Annotated in this window: 12 protein-coding genes; 9 read left to right on the top strand and 3 right to left on the bottom strand. The window is 35.1% G+C overall.

The annotated features are described in order from the left end of the window. The first annotated feature begins 23 nt into the window (after window positions 1–23). On the top strand, window positions 24–2,375 hold the full coding sequence (lon, locus tag CHB72_RS15420; RefSeq protein WP_089283786.1) for an endopeptidase La: 2,352 nt from the start codon (window positions 24–26) through the stop codon (window positions 2,373–2,375). Continuing rightward, window positions 2,365–2,988 carry a ribosome biogenesis GTP-binding protein YihA/YsxC gene (gene yihA, locus CHB72_RS15415; RefSeq protein ID WP_089283785.1) on the top strand — a complete coding sequence of 208 codons (624 nt, stop codon included), beginning with the start codon at window positions 2,365–2,367 and terminating at the stop codon, window positions 2,986–2,988. Before lon ends, yihA begins: the two co-directional genes overlap by 11 nt. On the opposite strand, the gene CHB72_RS15410 is transcribed toward yihA, so the two are convergent. Both CHB72_RS15410 and rd (CHB72_RS15405) read right to left on the bottom strand, forming a co-directional pair. Continuing rightward, window positions 2,989–3,876 (bottom strand): DMT family transporter, encoded by an 888-nt coding sequence (locus CHB72_RS15410; protein ID WP_089283784.1) that lies wholly within the window; start codon window positions 3,874–3,876, stop codon window positions 2,989–2,991. It lies immediately after the preceding gene. A 412-nt stretch (window positions 3,877–4,288) separates the two neighbouring features. Continuing rightward, a complete protein-coding gene (gene rd / locus CHB72_RS15405; protein WP_089283783.1) occupies window positions 4,289–4,447 on the bottom strand; it encodes a rubredoxin in 159 nt (52 codons plus the stop codon). Between the two features lie 446 nt (window positions 4,448–4,893). Between rd (CHB72_RS15405) and CHB72_RS15400 the strand changes: the two genes are divergently transcribed. From CHB72_RS15400 to CHB72_RS15375, 6 genes are all read left to right on the top strand, one after another. Then, window positions 4,894–6,729, top strand: a complete 1,836-nt coding sequence (locus CHB72_RS15400; RefSeq protein WP_089283782.1) for an alpha/beta hydrolase family esterase — start codon at window positions 4,894–4,896, stop codon at window positions 6,727–6,729. A 450-nt stretch (window positions 6,730–7,179) separates the two neighbouring features. Continuing rightward, a complete protein-coding gene (locus CHB72_RS15395) occupies window positions 7,180–8,982 on the top strand; it encodes a flavocytochrome c (protein ID WP_089283781.1) in 1,803 nt (600 codons plus the stop codon). A gap of 248 nt (window positions 8,983–9,230) precedes the next feature. Further along, window positions 9,231–10,163, top strand: a complete 933-nt coding sequence (locus tag CHB72_RS15390; protein WP_089283780.1) for an alpha/beta hydrolase — start codon at window positions 9,231–9,233, stop codon at window positions 10,161–10,163. A gap of 274 nt (window positions 10,164–10,437) precedes the next feature. Beyond that, window positions 10,438–11,664, top strand: a complete 1,227-nt coding sequence (locus CHB72_RS15385; protein WP_089283779.1) for a sugar ABC transporter substrate-binding protein — start codon at window positions 10,438–10,440, stop codon at window positions 11,662–11,664. Window positions 11,665–11,694: 30 nt separating this feature from the next. Continuing rightward, window positions 11,695–12,456 (top strand): response regulator transcription factor, encoded by a 762-nt coding sequence (locus CHB72_RS15380; RefSeq protein ID WP_089283778.1) that lies wholly within the window; start codon window positions 11,695–11,697, stop codon window positions 12,454–12,456. Window positions 12,457–12,463: 7 nt separating this feature from the next. Continuing rightward, the gene (locus CHB72_RS15375; RefSeq protein ID WP_089283777.1) at window positions 12,464–14,332 is read left to right on the top strand and encodes a sensor histidine kinase; all 1,869 of its coding nucleotides are present in this window, start codon (window positions 12,464–12,466) and stop codon (window positions 14,330–14,332) included. Between the two features lie 486 nt (window positions 14,333–14,818). Here CHB72_RS15375 and rd (CHB72_RS15370) read toward each other — a convergent pair whose 3' ends face one another. After that, the gene (gene rd / locus CHB72_RS15370) at window positions 14,819–14,980 is read right to left on the bottom strand and encodes a rubredoxin (protein WP_089283776.1); all 162 of its coding nucleotides are present in this window, start codon (window positions 14,978–14,980) and stop codon (window positions 14,819–14,821) included. Window positions 14,981–15,160: 180 nt separating this feature from the next. Here rd (CHB72_RS15370) and prdR point away from each other — a divergent pair, with 180 nt between their 5' ends. Beyond that, on the top strand, window positions 15,161–16,927 hold the full coding sequence (prdR, locus tag CHB72_RS27805; RefSeq protein ID WP_089283775.1) for a sigma-54 dependent transcriptional regulator PrdR: 1,767 nt from the start codon (window positions 15,161–15,163) through the stop codon (window positions 16,925–16,927). Window positions 16,928–17,156 lie beyond the last annotated feature (229 nt).

Genomic DNA, 17,156 nt, shown 5'->3' with positions numbered 1-17,156 from the left:
ATATGATAAAAGGAGAAGATAGTATGAAAGAAAAGAAAGTAACTACCTCGACACGAACAATTCCTCTAATTCCATTGAGGGGTTTAACTGTTTTTCCATATATGGTGATACATTTTGATGTAGGTAGAGAGCGTTCTATTAATGCCCTTGAAGAGGCAATGGTAAATGATCAACTAGTTTTCTTGGTTGCTCAGAAAGAAGCAGAGATTAACGCCCCTACCCTTGAAGACATATATGAAGTTGGAACGATTGCTAAAATAAAACAAATGCTAAAGCTTCCTGGAGATACCATCAGAGTATTAGTGGAGGGTATTTCTAGAGGGAAAATAATGAACGTACTACAAGAAACTCCGTATTTTCAAGTAGAGATAGAAGAAAAAAATTATAAAAATGAAGTAATGATTGATAGCGAAGCAGAAGCTTTAATGCGAAGTGTTATTGATGCATTTGAGGAATACGTAGAAATTAGTAATAAAATCTCTCCAGAAATTTTGATCACCATTGCTGAAATCGAGATGCCGGGGCGATTGGCAGATACAATTGCTTCTAATGTGTTTATTAAGCCTCATCAAAAACAAGAAGTATTAGAGGCTTTTGATCCCTTAGACAGATTAGAAATCTTATATAAGATTTTATTAGAGGAGATCCAAATATTAGAGATCGAAAAGAAAATCAACAATCGAGTAAAAAAACAAATTAACAAGGTACAAAAAGAGTATTATTTAAGAGAACAGCTAAAGGCTATACAAAAAGAATTAGGTGAAGATGAGGGCATCGTTGAAGAAGTGGCAGAGTATAAGGAAAAGCTGAGGGCTCTAAAATTTCCAAAGGATGTTCATGAAAAAATTGATAGAGAAATTGATCGGCTGTTGAAATTGTCACCTGCTTCAGCTGAAACTGGAGTGATAAGAAATTATATAGATTGGGCATTAAGCCTACCTTGGAATAAGGAAACAAAGGACAGGCTAGACCTAAAGAAATCAGCTGCTATATTAGATGAAGACCATTACGGTCTTAAAAAGGTAAAGGAAAGGATATTGGAGTATTTAGCCATCAGACAGTTGGCAAAATCTATGAAGGGGCCTATTGTTTGTTTAGTAGGACCGCCTGGAGTTGGAAAAACTTCCATAGCAAAGTCTATTGCTCGATCCTTAAACCGTAAATTTGTTAGAATGTCTTTAGGTGGTGTGAGGGATGAAGCAGAAATAAGGGGACATAGAAGAACCTATGTAGGTGCCATACCCGGAAGGATTATTTCCTCCATTCGTCAGGCTGGCACACGAAATCCTCTTTTCTTATTAGATGAAATTGATAAGCTAGCCAGTGATTTTAGAGGAGACCCAGCTTCTGCCTTGCTAGAAGTATTAGATCCTGAGCAAAACCATGATTTTACAGATCACTTTATGGAGTTACCCTTTAATTTATCTAAAGTGCTGTTTATTACTACTGCAAATAGTTTAGACACGATACCAAGGCCTCTCTTAGATAGGATGGAGGTTATTCGTATCGCAGGTTATACGGAGGAAGAAAAATTAAATATTGCATCAAGATATCTTTTGCCTAAGCAAGTTAAGGAACATGGTTTGAAGGCTGTAAGTCTTCAAGTATCAGAAAAGGCCCTAAGGAATATCATTAATCATTACACTAGAGAAGCCGGGGTAAGAAATTTAGAAAGACAAATTGCCAACCTATGCCGTAAGGTGGCGAAAAGGGTGGTAGAGGAAAAACTGAAATCTATTCATATCACCCCTGCAAACTTGAAAAAATATTTAGGTAATCCTTACTATCGTTATGAAATGGCGAATCAAAAGGATGAAGTAGGCATAGCCCGTGGATTGGCTTGGACGATTGTAGGCGGAGATACACTATCTATTGAAGTAACACCAATGAAGGGGAATGGCAAACTAGTATTGACAGGACAATTGGGAGATGTTATGAAGGAATCAGCAAGGGCGGGTATAAGTTATATACGTTCAAGAGAAGAAGAATTAAAAATAGATCCAGAATTCCATAACAATCTTGATATTCATATCCATATACCTGAAGGAGCCACACCGAAGGATGGACCTTCAGCCGGGATTACTATGGCAACAGCAGTTATTTCTGCTTTAACCAAGATTCCTGTAAACAAGGATATCGCTATGACAGGAGAGATTACCTTAAGAGGTAGAGTATTACCGGTAGGAGGAATCAAGGAAAAGGTATTGGCTGCTAAAAGAGCAGGAATTCAGAAAGTACTTATGCCTATGGACAATAAAAGAGACTTAGATGAAGTGCCAGACAATGTAAAAAGGAAAATACAGTTTGTTTTTGTAGAGCATATGGATGAAGTATTAGAGCATGCATTAAAGAGGGGAGAAGAAAATGAAAATTAAAACCTCAGATTTTGTCACTAGTGCCGTAGTGCCTAGTCAATACCCCGAAGATATGCTGCCTGAAATAGCCTTTGTAGGAAGATCAAATGTTGGGAAATCTTCTACTTTAAATACAATACTGGGAAGAAAAAAGCTAGCAAAGGTAAGCGGTACTCCTGGAAAAACAAGAACGATCAACTTCTTTATTATCAATAAAGAGTTCTATTTGGTGGACTTACCAGGATACGGATACGCAAAGGTCTCTAAGTCAGAAAAGGCTAGTTGGGGAAAAACTATGGAGACCTATTTAAATAAAAGACCGAACCTACAGGAGATACTGCTGCTGGTGGATATTAGGCATGAACCTACTAATGATGATAAAATGATGTATGATTGGATCAGACACTTCGGATTTGGCAGCATTGTTATCGCCACCAAGTCCGATAAAATTACGAGGGGACAGATGCAAAAACATCTAAAAGTTATTCGTGAAAAGCTACAGATGGCTAAAGGTGATAAAATCGTACCAATATCCTCCTTGAAGAAGGAAGGTATTGAGGCTTTGTGGAGTAGTATTGAAGAATTGTTTATTGACAGACAACTACCTATTACAATAGAAGAAGCTCCAAAGTAACTAACTACTTTGGAGCTTCTTTTTTCTTGCAAAGATATTTTTCCAGTCTAATTCTGCTATCATCATTCCTAATAAGATCAGTATACCTCCAAAGATGCCACCCTTCGTTAGGATTTCTCCTGCTAAAATATAAGCAAATAATGCTGAAAATACAGGTTCACCGGTATAGATTAAGGCGGTATGTGTAGCAGAAGTAAACTTCTGCATCGCATTTTGCACAATAAAGGCTACTGAGGTGGCCAATACAGCTAGGATAAGAATGGAAGTCCATACCTCTACTCCTTTAGGTATTATTGGAGTTTCTATCGTAACAGTAAAGAGTAAACTTAATATGCCGACTACAGCAATTTGTACGATTCCTAAAGCAATAGAATCCACTGAGACTGTATACTTTCCTACTGTAATAATGTGAAGTGCAAACATAAGTGCTCCGATCAATGTCAAAAAGTCTCCAATATTTAAGGAAAGTGAAGAATCTAGTGTTAAAAAGCCCAAGCCTACTAGTGCTAAAATAACCCCTATGACAGCAGCCCTTTCAGGTTTTTGTTTCAATAATAGAGCCGAGAGGACTGGAACAATCACTACACAAAAGCCTGTGATAAAACCAGATTTAGATGCAGTTGTATAGTTGAGCCCCACTGTTTGAAAGGCGTATCCAGTAAATAATATGATACCTATGAAGATACCGTATTTTAAGGTATCTTTTTGTATATGAATCATATTTTTATAAAAAATAATGGAGGATAATAACGCAGATATTAAAAATCGAATAGCCAAAAAATTAAAAGTTTCTAAATGATCTAGAGAATTTTTAGATAAAATAAAAGAGGACCCCCAAATAATAGTAACTCCTAACAAAGCCAAATCTGCCTTTAATTGCTTAGACATCATCGTTGACTCCCTTCACATAATGTAATGATTTAATACCACATATTCCAACTACAGAACTTAATTTTGATATACTAAGGGCTACATTTGCAGCCCATGGTTTTGGGCGAAACCGTAGACCGTGTATATCAAAATTAAAGTTTAAAATTGGTTATCTATATAGCTATGTGCTTCTAAAGTAGGATATATTTTTTCTCGTAGGGATGGACGATGCTATCCATCCATTTAGCTATCTGAAATATTTTGAGGGACGATAGGGTCGTCGTCCTCTACATATATTTATATTAAGATTAAAGTATAGAATCACATACTTATATAATATAATATTTCCGTAGAAAACAAAATATTTTTCTATATAATAAAAAAAAGCCACAATCGTGGCTTTTGAGTTTCAATATATATTTTAGTCTGCTTATTCTTCAGGTTCGAACATATCCTTGCCAACACCGCAGACTGGACAAACCCAATCATCTGGAATATCTTCAAAGGATGTTCCGGGTGATACACCTGAATCTGGATCTCCTACCTCTGGGTCATAAACATAGCCACATGGTACATAACCTGCCGTCACCTTGACACTTGTAATGAACCTGTCCCTATGTCCCTTCCAAAACCCTCTTCTAGTTTAAGATTATTAATAAAAATTCTTAATTTTCTTTATTTACAGAACCACTGAATTATCAGATAATACTAAGAGATCGTTTGCACCATCTAAGATGAAAAATTTTTACTCATTTATCATCATCATGTTTTCGTTAATGTATACATATTAATTTAATAGGATGGTGAAACAACTTACATCATAATGGAAATAAAGCTTAAAGCTGTATTTCTCTTTCCGCATTATAGAAACTTTAATTTTTCTACTACTCTTTCAAATTTTTCCATAGGTTATCTAAGTTTTTAAATTTAATATTTTAATAAAGGGAGGTGATTTTTAGATATAAGAAGTATAAACAATAAGGCGGTTAGTGGTCTAATACTAAATTAATTTTGAAAATAGCTGGAGGTGTAATTATGTTCAAAAAACAAATAGCAAAAAGATGGTTTAAAACTCCGTTATCTGTTTTAATGGTAATGATACTTTTACTAGTAGGTTTACAGACACCGGTGTTTGCTCAGACCCAAATAACAACCTTTCCTGAATTAAACTACATGGGGTTAACAGAAATGCTTAATCCTCAAAATCCCTATGAACCTATGCTTAAAGGACTGTACCAGGATAAGGTAACTGTAAATGGTAAGGAACGTAGTTTTGTGACTTTTATTCCGGAAAGTGTTACTCAAGGAGACAACAGTATATACATTGCTGTACCTTCAGGAGTAGATACTGCTAAATTTTTAGAGACTAGTGGTTGGAAGAATATAGCACAAAAGCACAAATTATATCTATTTGCGTTTGAACCAGAAAACCAAAAATGGGATACATCTAAAGCTGTAGATGAAATTGATTATATTAGAGCTGTTTATGCTCGTGTCAACACCAGACCTTACTATAATATTATAATGGGTAACTATTATTTTGTAGGTTATGGTGAAGGAGGAACACTATTCCAACAATATATAATGGCAAACCCTAAGATTGCTGCAGGTTTAGCAGTATTTGATGGTAGTGATATTAGTCAATCCTATATGGAGGAAGTGGGAGCACGTACTTCTGATGATCCAAGGGTCCCGTTGTCTAAGGTGAAGGTTCCGATATGGATAATTACAGAAAATCTCAATGACACTACCCAAAATGTCATTAATTATTGGCTAAATGCAAACGATACCACTGAGGATGTTTACAGTACTGAATATGCTACGGTATATAAGCAATCATTAGTAACTACAAGAAGATTAGATAATGAGCAAAATGTTAGTAGTGTACAGGTAAGTGTTAGAAGTTCAAATTATAATGACCCTAAGTTTAATGAAGTCGTATGGAAAGATTTCTTAAGCAAAACCTGTCGTTATGGTACAGATGTATATAACAATGCCCTAAGAGCATACGCCTCTTTTGAAGAGTTAGGGGTTGAGAAGGTAGAAATAAATGTAGATGGTTACACACGTCACTGGTTCCAATATGTACCTACCAGTGTAAGGGAAAATCCAGAGAAAGAAGTGCCTTTGGTACTTGCACTACATGGTTCCGGACAAACTGGTGCTATATTTGTTTCCTATACTGAATGGTATAAAGTTGCAGAAGAAAGGGGCTTTATTGTAGTATTCCCTACAGGATATCCTGGAGCATTTGCTGATGGGACACCAAGACCTTATTGGAACATAACTAGAGATCCAGAACGACCTGATGATGTTAAATTTATTGATGAAATGATAAAGGCTATGAAAAACAACTATGCAATTGATGACAATAGAGTTTACGTAACAGGTCAATCGCTAGGTTCTATGATGACAAATACTTTAGTATTGACTATGCCAGAAATTTTTGCAGCAGCAGCTGGAACATCTGGATCTCTCCTGAGAATATCCAATCCAGATTATAAGTTCCCAGAGGGAGTCAATATAGACTATGAAATTCCTGTAGGGCTGATTTTTGGAGAAAAGGATTTGTGGGGGGGAGGTTCCCTAAACGCTAATTCTGATGCTAAAGCTACAATTGTCTACTGGATAGCAAGAAATAATGCTGGAAGTGTAGAGGAACCCTTAACCTATAAGTCAGGTATCTTCAATCACCAAGTATGGAATAATGAGGATGGCATTCCAATGGTACGCTATACAATTACCCAAGGACGAGGACATAATTGTATTGCAGCTGAAATGTGGCTTTTATGGGATGAATTCCTTTCTAAATTCTCGAGAAATGAAAATGGAAAAATCGAATATATGCAAGATGCTGATGTTATGAGATAGGTATAAGAATTATTTCTATTGAAAACTAACTCTATCTTCCCATATGTTGAAAGAACATATATTTACTTACAATAAGAACTAGATGAAATACTACATTCTGTAAAAATTTTGGCTACAGTCCTAAAGAGTTTTCACTTTTTATCAACTATAACCAAATTTTATATATACTACACTTTAGAAGCAATATAAATTCAAATTAAGTTGTGAAGTTAAAGGATATGTGTGATCTTAAGATTCTCAATATAAGATGCTTAACTTTGTTGATTTACAAACAATAAAAAACACTATATGATTTTTCAATGAATCATGCAAAAAATATTAATAACATTTTGATAAAAAGGGGAGGGAGATACCTAGTATTAGCTTTTACAGAGGGTAAAAAAACAAAGCTTAAGCCCACAGAAAAACGTTAAAATGTTAACAAAAATTAATACAAGGAGGAAGTAAAGAATGAATCATTTATTCAGATCCCAAAAAGGGATTTGTGCATTAATATGTATAATCCTAGTAATCTCTATGGTTGGTTGTCAATCCAAACCGACAGAAACAACAGAAACAGCTATATTTAATGCTGGAACATATGTAGCATCTGCGGCTGGACACAACGGGGACATAAAAGTTGAAATTACTGTTGATGAAAATCTAATTAATGATGTTAAAATTTTAGAACATAACGAAAGTGCTGGTATAGCGGATCCAGCAATAGAAAGAATACCTAGAGCAATTGTAGAGGGCCAAACCTTAGCAGTTGATGCTATATCGGGTGCTACAGTTACAAGTAATGCAATAATAGCTGCAGTTACAGAGGCCATCAAGTTAGCAGACGGAGATATTGAAGCACTAAGTGTTAAAAAAGATGCTGAACAGGCTCAAGGGGAAACCATTAAGTATACAACTGATGTTGTTGTTATAGGTGGCGGTGGAGCAGGGCTTGCAGCGGCAGTATCTGCCCATCAAAATGGTGCAGAGGTTATTCTTATTGAAAAAATGCCAAGACTTGGTGGAAATACAGTTCTTGCCGGGGGGGCATTTAATGCTGCTGGTTCTCCAAGACAGGTTGCACAAGGTATTGAAGATTCTCCAGAGAAACACTTTACTCAAACCTATGAAGGTGGAGATGAATTAGGAAATACTGATTTAATAAAAGTGTTAACAGACAATGCATATCCTACAGTAGAATGGCTTGAAAGTTTAGGAATGAAGTTTGAGGATGAGGTGTTTACTGTTTTAGGTGGTATGTGGCCAAGAGCCCATAGACCTTCATCGCCATTAGGAACTGGCTTCATTAATACTTACGAAGAGTACATCAAGGCAAATGAGGGTATTGAAATTCTTCTTGATACTGAAGCAGAGGAGCTTATTGTAGATGGTGATAGAGTAGTAGGAGTTAAGGCTAAAGGATTAAAAGGTGATGTTATTCTTCATGCAAACAATGGTGTAGTTATTGCTACTGGTGGATTTGGAGCTAGCGTTGAAATGAGAGACCAATTCAACACAAACTGGCCTGCACTTACAAATATTAAAACAACCAACCATCCAGGAGCTACTGGAGATGGTATTGCAATGGCTGAAGTTGTTGGAGCAAACCTTGTTGGTATGGAACATATTCAATTACTTCCAATGGGAGATACTAAAACAGGAAGCCTTAGTGGTAATATTGAGAAAAGTGTTGAAGATCGTATTTTTGTAAATAAATCAGGTGATCGTTTTGTAGATGAAGGTGCTAGAAGAGATGTTATGACAAATGCATTAATGGAGCAAGAGGATTCTTTTATGTGGGTAGTTCTTGATAGCAAAGATTATCCAACAGGAGATGAAAAGAATAACTTTAATGAGACCATGAATGAACTTATAGCTCAAGGAAGAGCTTTCAAAGGCGATACACTAGAAGAATTGGCAGAGGAAATTGGTGTTAATCCAGAGAATTTAGTTAAAGCAGTAGAGGAATTCAATAAGGCAGTAGAAGCCGGTGGATCAGACGCCTTTGGAAGAACTCTATTTAATGCTAAGATTGAAAAAGCACCTTTCTATGCAGGTCCACGTATACCGACAGTTCATCATACGATGGGTGGAATTGAAATCAATACAAGTGCCCAGGTTTTAGACGGTGCTGGTAATATAATCCCTGGTTTATATGCAGCTGGTGAAGTTACAGGTGGTATCCATGGAAGCAATCGTTTAGGTGGTAATGCATTAGCTGATATAGCAGTATTTGGTAGAATTGCCGGAGAAAGTGCAGCAACAAAAAAATAATAATACTAAGAACAAGCAGAGAGATTGACCATAAAGGTTTTCTCTCTGTTTGTTTTTTACTATAAAACTACTATAAACCTTAAGATTCTTAATATAAAGTCATTAACTTTGTTGATTTACAAAGAAACAGAATTATCAGATAATACTAATAAGCTATCAAGAAACCGTTTGCATTGGGAGGTGACATATTTTATCTTAACTTGATGAATTAGATGTTGGCAATCAATATGAAATGAGGAGGCAAGATTATGAACAAGTTTAAACGAATCTTAGGATTAACATTAATTACTGTACTTCTTTTAACGCAATTAACTTTTGCCCAGGGTAAAATGGAGTTGAATCTTGAACCCACTACCCTTTATCATGTTAAATTAATCAAGGATGTGAATTTTTCACAATCTGGAGATGGAAATCAGCCAAATTTATCTATGGATATTTTACGTCCAACCAGTAATGAGCCATTACCTGCTATAGTATACATAACAGGTAATGCATGGAGATACGCAGATCGTTCTGTAAATCTACCTATGTTTGCAGAGATAGCCCGTAGTGGTTATGTAATTGTATTCATTGACTGGAGAGCAAGTAGTAATGAGAAATTCCCAGCTCAAATAGAGGATGCTAAAACAGCAGTTCGATTCTTACGTGCTAATGCTGAAAAATATAACATCGATCCCGACAGAATTGGGACATGGGGTCATTCTTCAGGAGGACACTTAGCTTCTATGTTGGGAACAACTGGAGATGTAGAAGAGTTTGACAAAGGAGATTGGCAAGGATACTCAAGTAGAGTGCAGGCGGTTGCAGCATGGTCAGCTCCAATTGATTTGGGTACTATTAATCCTCCATCCAAAGCTAGTGAACTTCATACAGATAACTCTTCACTATTATTAGGAATAAATGTATATGACCCTGCCAATAAAGAAAAAGTAGCTGCTGCAGGTCCTACAAAATATATTACTGAAGATGATCCAGCTTTTCTATTGATATATGGTGATAAAGATCCTGTAATCCCAATTAAACAAGGAGAAGATTTCTACGATGCATTGATAGCAGGAGGCGTGGATGCTACCTTCTATAAGGTAATAAGCGGAGTTCATAGTTCAATACAATTCACCAACCAAGAAAAAATCATGAATATCACGAAAGATTTCTTTGATAAGGAACTTAAAGGAGAGTAATAATAAGTGCCCTGCCTCTGTGGTGGGGCTTTTTTATAATAAAGAGAAAGATAAATGAGATTACTGGATAACTTCTATTCTAAGGGGAGAAGAAAATTCTTCTTAAGGAATATACTGTGCTTTCTCCAAAAATGATATAATGACTGTAATAATCTAAGGACTAAACATAATAAATATACTTTAGTTTAATGCCTACAGATTCATCTGTATTATTTTGGGGACAGTAAGATGATACTTTGTCCACTTTAATTCCCTAGGAAAAAGGTGGTTAGATATGAACAAAAAAATTACAATGGTTGGAATCTTTATTATGTTTTTAGTTATTACGGGATGTAATAGACTTCAGAAGGAGAGTGGAATTATTAAAGAAGCCACTGATGAAAAAATCACAATTACCATGTGGGATTATCTTATTGAAGGAAGTGATACCACTGAATTAATAAAATCCTATGAAAATGTTTATCCCAATGTTAAGATAGACCGTAAATTTGTTCCCTTCTCAGATATTAAAAACAAGTTAATTTATGCTGCGGCTATAGGTGAAATGCCCGATGTATTGCTAATTGATGATCTCTTGCATCAAACCCTTGCAGCCATGGGGATTCTCTTAGATATTACTGATGAAGTGTTGGATTGGGGGCAATCAGAAGTGTTCTCTAAAGAACCTTGGGAAACTTGTATTTATGAGGAAAAAATATTCGGACTTCCAATGGGGGTGCATAACTTAGCTCTTTTTTACAACGAAGATATGTTAAAGATTGCTGGGGTTCTGCCACCTGAAAATTGGGATGAACTAGCAAATGCAGCTGAAAAACTAACAACAACTGATGTGGTTGGGTTTCAAGTAACTGCTGTAAAAAACCAACAATCTATATATACTTTTATGCCTTTTATATGGCAAAGTGACTCTGATATTAGAAGACTTAATAGTAAAGGCACTGTGGAGGCTATAGAGTTGTGGAAAAATATGTTGGAGAAAGGCTATATGCCAAAAGAAATTTTGATGGAAAATACACAAACTCTGTTAGAACGTTTTAACGATGGCAAGGTTGCCATGATGGTAAATGCCAGTTGGCAGGTAAAATTGCTTAATGAGAATGCAAAAATCAATTGGGGTGTTGTTAAACTTCCAAGGAATCAGGAAGAAGCAACGAGTCTTGGAGGAGAAAATTGGGCCATTACTTCAACTAGTTTAAATAAAGAAGCAGCATGGGACTTTATAAAATTTGCTCAAGAACCTCAAAACCTTAAACCTTTACTTTTACGAACAGGACGTCTGCCTGCTAGAAAGGATCTTATTCATGAAGCAGAATGGCAAAGCGACAAAAACATGAAGGTTTTTGTAGATAGCTTAGAAATTTCAAGATCCCATAATTATGGAGTAAATTATCCAGAAATCACCTTATACCTTCAAGATATGTTGCAGCAAACATTAAGCGGATATAAGTCGCCTGAAGAAGCTGTAGAAGAAGTCTATATAAAAATCAAGCCGCTCCTTTAAACAGAGGAATTGAAAAGGGGGTTGTGTACTTTGAAAATTTTAATTGTTGATGATGAATCAATTATAAGAAAAGGAATGGAAACTGTTATAAAAGAATGGAATGATTTTCAAGTGATAGGTATAGCGGATGATGGAGAAACTGCCCTTTCATGGCTTCATGAAGCTGTTGAATTGCCAGATTTACTTATAACAGATATTTTTATGCAGTATATGGATGGGATGGAATTAATAAAAAGAGTCAATAATCTTTATCCTCAAATAAAGTGTGCTATCCTGTCTGGCCATGAGGATTTTCAATTAGCTAGAAGGGCCATCGAACTGAAGGTGTGTCAATACATTACAAAACCCGTTGAATCGGAAGCGTTATTAGCGATTTTAGAAAAAATTAAAGCAGAAGTAATGTGTGAGAAGTCATGTAATAATTATCTTCTAAAAAAAGAACAAAATTTAACGAAGGATTTTTCCGTTAATTCAGAGGATGTAGTAGAAAAGGTAATTCAATACATATACGAAAATTATAAAAATTCATCACTCTCTTTACAGGAACTTGCTGAAGTAGTATCAGTACATCCAAATTACTTAACGCAACTATTCACTAAACGAAAGAGTATTCCCTGTATGCAATTTTTAACTCAAATTCGAATGGATAAGGCTAAAGAACTTTTGAGACAATCAGATATCAAGATTTCAGAGGTTGCTAAAATTGTTGGTTATGAAAATCCCTTGTACTTTAGCTCCTACTTCAAAAAGTGGGTAGGAATGAATCCTTCAAAATATAGGGAAGCGTTGTGAGGAAAAGATGTTAAACTGGATAAAACAAAGACTTACTGTTTGTTATCAAAAGTTAAGCAAGCGAATATCTTATAAATTAATGCTGATTATCATTATACCGAATATTATCTTTTTACTCATTATTAATCAACTTATGAATCAGCACCTGCAACAAAAATCTCTAGAAACAGATAACATATTATATGTTTTGAACCATGCTGTTTCCCGTGAAATGAGTGGTTTATTTAATAATATTGGCAGCTTGACAAATGAAATCATGGTAAATCCTAATGTGCAGCGTGTTTTAACTGGGAAATATCCTACATTAATGACTGGATATCCATACAACATCTGGGTTAAAGAAGAATTAAATCATGATATATATGTCAATCAACGCACAATGGAAGAAATTTTATCTCATTACAGAATTCTATGGGATGTTTTTTCCATTGCAGTAATTAGTAAGGAAAAAGAAATTTACTTAAGCAGGTCTACAACCTACAATTATGAAATTACTACCTCTGATCTAAAACATTCATTGATAATAAAGGAAATAGAGGAGTCTCAAAATTCTGGTTTTGCTTGGAGTGTTAATGACGTCTTAACCAAGAACCGAGATATGATTACCTTGGTACGAAAAATATATGGTATTAACCAGCCACAGGAAGTCATAGGGTATATTGTTGTAAATCTATCATTAGAGGCGGTTAGGGACTCTTTTAAAACCTATAATTACTATGACTCAATGATTTTTGGGCTTGTTAATGAAGCAGGTAATAGATGGATGATTTACGATGGAAAAGAAATTATAGGTGGAAATGGGCCCTTGTTTAACGATGTACAAGTGGGATTTGATTCAATAGATTGGAAAGGACGTCCATGGCATATAAATTTATCTCAAACAGAAGAAGGAAATTATGTAGTTTCTGGAGTAGATGAAGATTTTATTGTGCAACAATTCTCGGAATTCCGGCAAAAACTTTATTTAGGGTATGCCTTCTTTTTATTCCTAGCCTTCTTTATTTCTATTAAAGGAACAAGGTCTATTACAGAGCGTTTGAGAATGTTAGAAAAAGCCATTAGAAATTTGGGTTTAAAAGAATGGAAAACCCGTATTCCACTGAAGGGAAACGACGAAATTCAGATGATAGGAAGTACTTTCAATGATATGGCAAGTCATATAGAAGAATTGATAGAGGATGTAAAACAAGAACAACGACAAAAACGAGTCTTTGAGTTAAGAGTTCTGGATTATCAAATGAATCCACATTTTTTATACAATACGCTAGATTCCATTAATTGGTTAGCTTTGGAAAATAATCAAAGGGAGATAAGCCAAATGGTGAACGGTTTGGCTAAACTTTTTCGTATTATTCTTAGTAAAGGAAAGGAAGTTATCACTTTACAGGAAGAGTTTGAAATGGTCCGTAATTATTTAGATATTCAAAAAATAAGGTTTGAAGAGCGATTTGAGTATACGATTACCCTTGATCCAGAAATTACAGAGTATCCTATAGGAAAACTATTACTACAACCTCTTGTTGAAAATACAATTATTCATGGCATGAGAGGTTTACGTACAAAGGGAAGTATCAGCATTAGCGGTATCAAAGAAAATGAATTGGTAGTTTTGAAGATTGCCGATAATGGTGTTGGCATGTCCACCGAGGATGTTGAGGGTCAATTGAAATTGCTAAATAAAGATATCTGGCAGGATGATGTTGTATCAACCATGGGATATGGAATGAAAAATGTTGATTCTCGTTTAAAACTAATGTATGGAGAGAATTATTATATGACGATTTCTTCTAGTAAAGATATACCTTCAGGGACTACTATAGGTATTCATATTACTGAAAAGGCAATGCAGGAGAGATTATTGCCTGTCTATAGCTGATGATTAAATTTAAAAATGAATGTTCCAACAAAAGACAAAATCCAAAAGTTTTTACAAACGTTAGAACAATATAAAGATAAGAACGGATATGAGATATATGCATATTGTCTTATGGGAAATCACGTATATTAAAAAAGTATGTAACGTGAATAATGCAACCCAGCTGCAAACTTTTGATATTTCAATAAGAAATAGATATCTTAAAGAACTAAAAGAAAAATATAGTCTATCAATAAGATAGATTGAAAGATTAACAGGTATCAACAGGGGATTGTTTGACAACATTTTTATATAGAAAACAAAATATTTTTCTATATTCTATATAATAAAAAAGTCTTCTTTTGGAAGATTTAAAGGACGACTTTTTTGAAACCAATAACGGAAATTATACTTATCGACAATTAAGTAAAGTTTATAATTTCCTATTGGTTATAAAAAAAAAGCCACAATCGTGGCTTTTGAGTTTCAATATATATTTTAGTCTGCTTATTCTTCAGGTTCGAACATATCCTTGCCAACACCGCAGACTGGACAAACCCAATCATCTGGAATATCTTCAAAGGATGTTCCGGGTGCTACACCTGAATCTGGATCTCCTACCTCTGGATCATAAACATAGCCACATGGTACACATACGTACTTTTGCATATTTTCTTATCTCCTCTCAAAAAACAATTTTTAATAATATATTTTATGTAACTCCACTAAGATTATACCCCCTTAAAAACAAACATAAACACAAAAAATCATTACACTTTGTAATTTTTTAAAAATCTTATATAATGAAAGAAATAAATGAATTAATGGTTACTTTAGAAGGAGGGTGCTATGTTTTATAGTAGATTAGATAATTACACTGTATTAGATATTATGAATACTAATTTGTTGAAAATTCCTGGTGATATGAATATGAGGAATGCCATAAAACAAATGTTGGATAAAAATGTTGAGGACTTAATTATAGTAGATAAAGAAGAAAACATTGTTGGTATTATGAGTTTTATGGATATGATGAGAGCGATGAAGGACATACCTAAGGGCAATAGCTTTGACGATAAAATCACGAAATATGCTATGAAGGATGTTATTGTCATTGATGGAAATGCCAAGGCTATTGAGGCTAGAAACATTATGCAGCAGAAGGGTATAGGAAGATTGCCTGTAGTTGTAAACAATAGGCTAGTAGGCATTATTCGCGTAAGAGAGATTTTAAACGAGGTATACGGTAGAATTGATGACACCATGCAAACCTTCAGACATATTTTAGATAATCTCCATGAAGCAGTATGTGTTGTGAACAAGGATGGGGTTGTTGTTTTGTGGTGTGGTAAAGCAGAAAAACTTTACGGAGTGAAGGAAGAAGAGATCGTAGGGAAAAAGCTAGAGGAGCTATTTCCAACGGGACTTTTACTGAAGGTATTAGAGGGGAAAAAACCAATAGAAAATGTTCTTCACAGTCCTAGAGAGGGAAACTATGTAAATATCAGCGCTATGCCTCTTTTTAGCAATGGAGAACTGATAGGAGCTGTATCTACCGATAGAGATATTACTGAGGTAAGGAACTTATCTCTTGAATTAGAGGCTACGAAGGAAAAATTGGATTATCTTCAAATGGAGGTAAATAAAATAAGTGAAGACAAATATTCCTTTGGACAAGCCTTGGGAAAAAGTGATGCTATTAAAGAAAAAATTGATCGTGCTATGCAGGTGGCATCTACTACCAGCAGCGTATTAATTAGAGGAGAAAGTGGGACAGGGAAGGAAGTTTTTGCAAGGGCTATTCACCAAGCCAGTGGTAGAAAGGGGCCTTTTATAGCTATCAATTGCAGCGCCATACCGGAAAATCTTTTTGAAAGTGAAATGTTTGGATATGAAGGAGGAGCCTTTACAGGCGCCTTAAACAAGGGGAAAATAGGCAAAATAGAATTGGCCAATAAAGGTACCCTCTTTTTAGATGAAATCGGAGATATGCCCCTTTATATGCAGGCAAAGTTATTAAGAGTACTACAGGAACGCCAAGTAGTTAGGGTAGGAGGAGATAAAGCTATTGATATTGATGTAAGAATTATTTCTGCTACCCATAGAGATTTAAAAGCTATGGTAAAGGAAGGCAAGTTTCGAGAAGACTTATACTATAGATTAAATGTAGTAAGTCTGGAAATTCCTAACTTAAAGGATCGGAAAGAAGATATACCTATGTTTGTTAAACATTTTATGGAGGAATTCTGCAAAGAAAACAATATTTTCACACCACGGATCACTCCAGAGGTATTTCAAGTTCTAATGAATCACCACTGGCCAGGAAATGTTCGAGAGTTAAAAAACACTGTGGAGCATTTAGTGGTTTTTTCAAAAGAAGGAGAAATAAAGGTAGAAAGTCTCCCAGAGCATCTACTAGGAAGGCTGGCGCATCATGAAGAAATGGAAGTACCTTATGATTTGCAGGAGAATATAAAAAGGATTGAGATAGATACTATAAAAAGGGCAATGGAAACTGCTGAGGGGAATAAAGCTCAAGCTGCAAAACTCCTTAATATTCCCAGAAGTACTCTTTACTACAAAATAAAATTTTATGATTTAGTGGATTATCTATAGATAAATTTATTATTATAGATAACCAATTTTAAACCTTAAATTTTGATATACACGGTCTACGGTTTCGCCCAAAACCATGGGCTGCAAATGTAGCCCTTAGTATATCAAAATTTCACCTTGTATAAGCGACTGACATGAAATCATAGATTTCAGTCATCTGCTTAAGTTCTGTAGTTGGTTATCTATACAAACAACCGTCAGTGGGTTGACATGTGTCAGTCTGCTGACG

This window comes from Anaerovirgula multivorans, from assembly GCF_900188145.1.
Taxonomy (GTDB): domain Bacteria; phylum Bacillota; class Clostridia; order Peptostreptococcales; family Natronincolaceae; genus Anaerovirgula; species Anaerovirgula multivorans.
This window is presented reverse-complemented; position numbering and strand designations above follow the sequence as displayed.

Coding starts and splice junctions, on each gene's coding strand:
- lon (WP_089283786.1), top strand. CDS start 24: ATGAAAGAAAAGAAAGTAACTACCTCGACACGAACAATTCCTCTAATT.
- yihA (WP_089283785.1), top strand. CDS start 2,365: ATGAAAATTAAAACCTCAGATTTTGTCACTAGTGCCGTAGTGCCTAGT.
- CHB72_RS15410 (WP_089283784.1), bottom strand. CDS start 3,876: ATGTCTAAGCAATTAAAGGCAGATTTGGCTTTGTTAGGAGTTACTATT.
- CHB72_RS15400 (WP_089283782.1), top strand. CDS start 4,894: ATGTTCAAAAAACAAATAGCAAAAAGATGGTTTAAAACTCCGTTATCT.
- CHB72_RS15395 (WP_089283781.1), top strand. CDS start 7,180: ATGAATCATTTATTCAGATCCCAAAAAGGGATTTGTGCATTAATATGT.
- CHB72_RS15390 (WP_089283780.1), top strand. CDS start 9,231: ATGAACAAGTTTAAACGAATCTTAGGATTAACATTAATTACTGTACTT.
- CHB72_RS15385 (WP_089283779.1), top strand. CDS start 10,438: ATGAACAAAAAAATTACAATGGTTGGAATCTTTATTATGTTTTTAGTT.
- CHB72_RS15375 (WP_089283777.1), top strand. CDS start 12,464: ATGTTAAACTGGATAAAACAAAGACTTACTGTTTGTTATCAAAAGTTA.
- rd (WP_089283776.1), bottom strand. CDS start 14,980: ATGCAAAAGTACGTATGTGTACCATGTGGCTATGTTTATGATCCAGAG.
- prdR (WP_089283775.1), top strand. CDS start 15,161: ATGTTTTATAGTAGATTAGATAATTACACTGTATTAGATATTATGAAT.